2 protein-coding genes are annotated in these 2670 nt (G+C 70.0%); one reads left to right on the top strand and one right to left on the bottom strand.

Going from position 1 to position 2670, the window contains the following annotated elements; genetic code table 11:
• Positions 1-1153, bottom strand: a 1153-nt coding sequence (locus TR48_RS21655) for an arabinofuranosidase catalytic domain-containing protein (protein ID WP_084729634.1), incomplete at its 3' end; no start/stop codon positions are given.
• 400 nt (positions 1154-1553) lie between these two features.
• On the opposite strand from TR48_RS21655, the gene TR48_RS21650 reads away from it, so the two are divergent.
• Positions 1554-2670: glycoside hydrolase family 10 protein (locus TR48_RS21650; protein WP_042369880.1), on the top strand; the 1117-nt coding region annotated here is incomplete at its 3' end.

Raw genomic sequence — 2670 nt, 5'->3', positions numbered from 1 at the left:
GACACTTGCCCGCACCCACCGCACGCAACTCACCCGACGTCGCCCCGGTGGTGCTGGTGCTGTAGCCGGCGGCGGTGATGTTGGCCTGCACGGCGTTCTCGGTGGCGTCGCTCGGGTAGCCGGAGGTCATGACGCCCTCGTAGAAGGTGCCGGTGGCGCCCTTGCTGTTGTCGCCGCCGATGCCGAGGATGATGGCGCCCTCCTTGTGCATCGGGTTGTAGCCGGACACGTTGGGGCGCGGGCCGCTGTAGTCGGTGGCGAGGCCGCCGGACTGGGCGTTGCCGGAGCGGATCGCCCACTGGTTCGGCTCGCCCTTGACCATCGCGGTCACGAAGCGGTCGTTGATGCTGGGGTCGTTCGCGTTGTAGCCGGCGTTGACGCCGGAGAACAGGCCGTTCTCCTGGTCGGCCATGACCCACGGGCCGTTGCCGCTGCCGTAGCCCCAGACCTTGATGTTGCCGAAGTAGACCGCCTCCATGGTGCCGTTGCCGTCGTCGTGGTTGGTGGTCTCGGCGTTGCCGTAGTCGAAGCAGCAACCGCCGTTGTAGTGGCTGCCGTCGAAGATCGCGTACATGCCCTCGGGCTGGTCGCCGGTGGCGATGCCGTTGGTGGTGTCGTCGCGGTAGCCGGTGCCGGGGGCGACGTAGACGCCGTAGGCCTCGTGGCCGCCGACCGTCACCGGCGCCGCGGTGGCGTCTGCCAGGTTGTCCGGTCCGCCGGCCGCCCCGCCGGCCGGGGCGTCGGTGAGGTTGTTGCCCTTGCCGGACTGGTCGTAGATGACGGTGACGACGCAGCTGGTCCCAGCGCAGAACGAGTCCTGTGCGGCGGCGTCGGCGTAGCCGCCGGCGCTCAGCAGCCCGATGTCCTTGGTCGCCCCGTCCGAGGCACGCCTGACCTGGTACAGGGGGCCGTTGTACGCCGCGTACAGGGCGCGGGTGGTGCTGTGGGCGGCGACGCACGGGGTGCCGCCGGCGGCGTACAGGTCGCAGGGGCCCTGGCCGGCCGCCTGGGCCGGGCCGCTGGTGGCGCCGGTCGTGACGAGTGCTCCGAGCACGAGGGCCGCGGCGGCCCCGGCGCGGGCGAATCCACGCGTGCGGGGTGGCCGCCGGAGGCGGAATTTGATCACGAGAAATACTCCCTCAGTAGCGCACATGGGTGGGTGTTAGCGCTAACAATCACGCCCGCCCTGGGCTGCCGGGCCGCAGGGTGGGTGGGTTGCTCTGGGGGAGACGGTGCAGTGGGATCAGGCGCCCTGTCAAGTACATGCACACGCAAAGCCGTTGGGCGGCTCTGAAATCCGGGTCGGAGATTCCGAAACCTGAACGAAACTTTCCAACGGCTCTTGACGGTGCGTGGCAGCTCCGGGTTACTTGGCGGCGGAGCATCCCACCGAGCGTGCCGTTGCCGGACGGGCGCCGGATTGCCGATCGCTCCGGTTTCCCCGATCGACGGCCAACGTCGTCGTCGCTCTCTCGCGCTGCCTGTGCTTTCGCGCCGCCTGGGCGCGGAGCGCCGCGCGCATGCGCGCCCCACCCAGCTACAGGAGGTCATCCATGCTCATCGGCAGGATCCGCAGCGGATCGCACCGGGCGTGGACCGTCACGGTCACTTCGGCGCTGGCGGTGGTGCTCGGCACGCTTGCCGCGGCGAGCCCGGCGGCTGCGTCAGGCAGCACGCTGAAGGCGGCCGCGGAGGCGGGAGGCCGGTACTTCGGCACCGCCCTGACCGACGCCGACCTCGGCGTCGGCGGCGAAACCGCCATCGCCGAGGCGCAGTTCGACATGCTGACCCCGGGCAACGAAATGAAGTGGGACACCACCGAGCCGTCCGACGGCTCGTACAACTTCGGCCCCGGTGACCAGCTCGTGCAGTACGCGCAGGCCAACGGCATGCGGGTGCGCGGCCACAACCTGGTCTGGCACAGCCAGCTGCCCGGCTGGGTCAGCGCCCTGCCGCTCAACCGGGTGCAATCCGTCATGGAAGCGCACATCACCACCGAGGCCACCCACTACAAGGGAAAGGTCTACTCCTGGGACGTGGTCAACGAGCCGTTCAACGACGACGGTTCGCTGCGCCAGGACGTCTTCTACAACGCCATGGGCAGTGGCTACATCGCCGACGCGCTGCGCACCGCCCACGCCGCCGATCCCGCCGCCAAGCTCTACCTCAACGACTACAACATCGAGGGTGAGAACGCGAAGAGCAACGCCCTCTACAGCCTGGCGCGGTCGTTGCTCGCCCAGGGGGTGCCGCTCAGCGGCATCGGCTTCGAAAGTCACTTCGTCGTCGGTCAGATCCCCTCCGACATGCAGGCGAACCTCCAGCGGTTCGCGGACCTCGGGCTGGACGTGGCCGTCACCGAGCTGGACGACCGGATCCAGCTGCCCGCCTCCAGCAGCGCCCTCCAGCAGCAGGCCACCGACGTCGGCGCGGTGGTCCACGACTGCCTGGCCGTCTCCCGCTGCGTCGGCGTGAGCCAGTGGGGTGTGGACGACGCCCACTCCTGGATCCCCGGCACCTTCCCCGGCTACGGCGCAGCCACCATGTACGACGACAACGACCAGCCGAAGCCGGCCTACGCCGCGGCGCTCGCCGCTCTCGGCGGCGGCTCGGGGAGCGGCGGCGGGAGCGTGTCGGGTGAGTTGCGTGCGGTGGGTGCGGGCAAGTGCC

The organism is Streptacidiphilus neutrinimicus (assembly GCF_000787815.1).
GTDB lineage: Bacteria > Actinomycetota > Actinomycetes > Streptomycetales > Streptomycetaceae > Streptacidiphilus > Streptacidiphilus neutrinimicus.
This window is presented reverse-complemented; position numbering and strand designations above follow the sequence as displayed.